At 69.5% G+C, this 3,532-nt stretch carries 1 protein-coding gene; it reads right to left on the minus strand.

Translation table 11 applies throughout. From position 1 onward, the window contains the following. Positions 1-3,419: hypothetical protein (locus ACLFQI_RS12540; protein ID WP_410759812.1), on the minus strand; the 3,419-nt coding region annotated here is incomplete at its 3' end. Positions 3,420-3,532: the final 113 nt, after the last annotated feature.

A 3,532-nucleotide genomic window follows, 5' to 3' on the forward strand; every position in this document is an offset into this window, starting at 1 on the left:
TCGGGCGCAAGCTGTTCGAGCAAGGCCGCGATCACCGCAAGCCGCTCGGTCGGTCCGATATCGCCGAGCTGGGCGGCGAGTTGGCGGGCTTGGTCGGTGGCGCGCTGGCGTTGCTCGGCGCTGAGGTGCAGCAAGTGACTGATCTCGCCCTGTTGCGGATCGATCCGTTTGAGCAACAGGGCGTTGCCGTCGGTGCCGCGCGCGCCTTCGTTGAGGCGCAGGCGTTGCAGGTCGCGCGCTTGCTCGGCGCGCTCGCGCAGTCTCAGCAGGGCTTGGCGACGGGTTTCCTCGCGCCATTTGGTCGGCGGCGTCTTGGCGATCAGGGTGGCGACGGATTCGAGCCAGGCCTGATCGCTGGCGTGACCGGTATCGGCCAGGCGGCGGATGAAGGCGCCCAGTCCTTGCCGATCGGGGGTGAAGGCGTCGAGTCCGCGATAGCGCTCGGCGAGGGCTTGGCGCAGGGCCGGCAGCTCGGCCGGCGGCGCGTCGAGCAGCGCGCGCCCGAGCTGGTCCTGCCAGTCGGCGATCAGGCTCGGATAGGCTTGCTTGAGTTCGCGCAGGGCGCCGACGAGGCGATCGACGAAGGGCTCGATGGCGGCACTGTCGCCGCTGTTCAGCGCCTTGGGCGGGGTGTCGCAGGCGGCCGGCAGGGCGTCGAACAGCAGCGCGCCAGGGCTGGCGGCCTGAGCGATGGCACGGCGCACGGCGCTGGCGGTGGCGGAGAGGCCGGCGCAGTGCTGGCTGTACTCGGGCAGCGCATTGATGAAGCCGACCAGCGGGCGGACGATGTCGAGCAGGGTGGCATCCGCCGGCACGCGCCCGACCACGCTGTGGATGTAGCGATCGAACAGCTCGCCGCGCAGGCCGCCGAGATCGAAGCGCTCGAGCGCGAACAGCTCGGGCCGGCGGCACAGCAACTCGGCGTGCTCCGGGCTGAGGCGGTCGCAGAAGACGCCTTCTTGGTAGAGGGCGACGTCGCGCTGATGGGCGATCAGATAGGCGACGATCAGCACCGGCAGCACGCCGAGCTTGACGCCGAAGGGCGGGCCGCGCAGTCGCTCGTAGAGTTCGGGTAGCGGCACCTGCCGTTCGCCGCCTTGGCCCAGGGTCTCGGTGATGGCGTCCCACAGCGGGCGCAGCCGGCAGGGGTCGCGCTGGGGATCGGGCGGATGGATGCCGAGCCGGCCATGCTCCTCGCGATGCAGCCGGGTGGCGGCGAGCAGGTTGAGATACAGGCTCTTCTCGGCCGGGGTCTTGTCGATGCCGAGACTCGGCTGGTCGGCGGCGCTGAGCATGGCGGCGATGAGCCGCTTGCGCCCGAGGTTGGCGCTCGGCGAGGGGGCGTCGCGGTTGAGCAGTTCGTTGTTGAGGCGCGGGGCCTTGGCGTAGTGCCGGGCGGCCCAGTCCGAGAGCAGCCCTTGCAGCTCGCGGCGGTGCGCGATGGGGTGCTCGGCGCCGTCGCGAAACCAGCGCAGTCGCTCGGGCGCGGCGATGAGGCCGCGAATGGCTTGATGCGCTTCCTGCTCGGCATGGCTGAGCCAGGCGCGGTGCTCGCGCGCGGCGACCGGGTCTTGATGCAACGCGGCCTGCTGCTTGGGCAGGTCGCACAGCGCCATCCATTCGTCGATGGCTTCGCGCAGACGCTCGGTGAAGAAGCACAGCGCGAGCACGCCGCTCGGCGCGGCGGCACCTGGGACCGCTTCGCGCTCGCCGGCGAGATAGAACCACAGCGGCAGTTCGCGCGGGCTGGTCGAGGTCGGCGGCCAGCGCTCGGCGGCGGTGAATTGGGGGCTGAAGGCGCGCAGATTGCCGCTGTCGATGGTGATGCGCCGCGCGACCTGAGCGCGCAACGGGGCAAGGTCGTTGAGGGTGTCGGCGAGCGAGCGCCCGGCTTGGGCGGCCAGCGCCTCATCGAGGGCGGCGCGCAGATCGAAGTCGGAGCCGGCCCAAACGCGGTAGTCTTGGCTGAATTGGCGAAAATGGATGCTGGAGCTATCCTGCAGGCGCTCGATCAGCACTGGCAGTTGGCTGCCGAAGAGCGCCTTGAGCAGCGCCGGGCTGGCCTTGAACCCGCGCTGGGCGCCGATGAGATTGAACAGGCCGATGGTCTTCAACAGGGCGACGAGCGCCGGCGCGTCCGGGTCGGCGGGATCATCGGCGGCGACATCGAGCCGTTCGAGCGCGGTGACCACCTCGGCCCAGCGATGATCGGTGACGGCATCGCCCAGCGCGGCACCCTGATTGAGGATGAAATAGTCATAGACATCCCAGGGCCAGATCCAGTCGCCGAGTCGCAGATGGCGCAGCCGCTCTTGCAGGCCGAACGGCTCGTGACTGCCGAGATAGGAAAACAGTGTGCGTTCGTTTTGCGCGATCTTCTGGCACAGGGTCGGCAGCAACAGCAGGCTGATCGGATGCAGCGGATAACAGCGCGCGCACAGCTCGCCGGCGTCGGTGGCGTCGAGCCCATGCGGCAGCGCGCCCTCCTCGGCGAGCAGCTGGACACTGCGCTCGATGCTGGCTTGGGTCCGCGCCGGCAGTTCGACATCGCGGCGGAAGACGGTGGCGAGCACGCGCAGCGCCTGTTCGGCGGGTTCGAGGAAGGCGACGGTCTCGAAGCGACCCTGCACCTTGCGCCATTCGTCGCGCAGTTCGCGTCCGAGACGCGCGCCATAGTGCTCGAAGGCCTGATGCAGCAGCACCAGGATCTGCACCGGGATCGGGTCGGGATCGCGGCTGTGCTCGGCGAGCAGTTGCAGCAGGTGCAGATCGCGCTGCTCGGGATGATGAGCGGCATATTCGAGGAACTTGCCCAGCTCGTCGATCTCGATCAGCAGGCCGCGCCCGCCGGCATGCGCCCAGGCACGCCGTACCCGCAGCAGTAGATGGATGGCGGTATCCATCGGCACCGCCTGCTCGGCCGCGGCGCGCAGCTCGTTGCTCAGGGCCGCGGCCAGTCCGGCCTGCTCGGCGGCGCCGGCGAGCGCCAGCAGGAGCTGGCGTTGCAGGCTATCGGGCAGGCCGTTGATGCCGATGCGCAGGTAGCCGCGACCGCAACCCAGCGCTTGCGCGATCTGTTCTGCCAGCTCTGGATCGGCGGTCTGCAACACGCGCGCGGCGATCCGATGGGCGTCGCTGTCGGGGTCCGACAGCAAGGCACCGGCGAACAGCGCGAACGCTGACTTGCCCACGCCATAGGGTCCGATTGCCGCAAGCGCGCGCGGCATCGGCTCGGCGCTCAGCCCGGCGACCATCTGGCGCAGACATTGGCGCGCGCGCGAGGTCGGCCGATAGGCGGCGATCAGCTCCAGCGTTCCGCCATCGCGCGCGAGGTTGATCGCGCGCGTGTAGACGGATTCGATGTGGATGCTCTCGCTCAGCGGCGGTGTCGCCGTGCCGGTTTCAGCCAAATCGTTCATCGATGGAATCACGGGTCCCCGGTGTAATAGCGTCGCAAGACCGCAAGCGGATCGGGGCGCCGGTCGCGTTCGAGCCAGAACAGTTGATGCAGTCCGGCGGTATCGCGCAGCTC

Origin of the sequence: Halochromatium sp. (genome assembly GCF_046541315.1) — a bacterium.
GTDB lineage: Bacteria > Pseudomonadota > Gammaproteobacteria > Chromatiales > Chromatiaceae > Lamprobacter.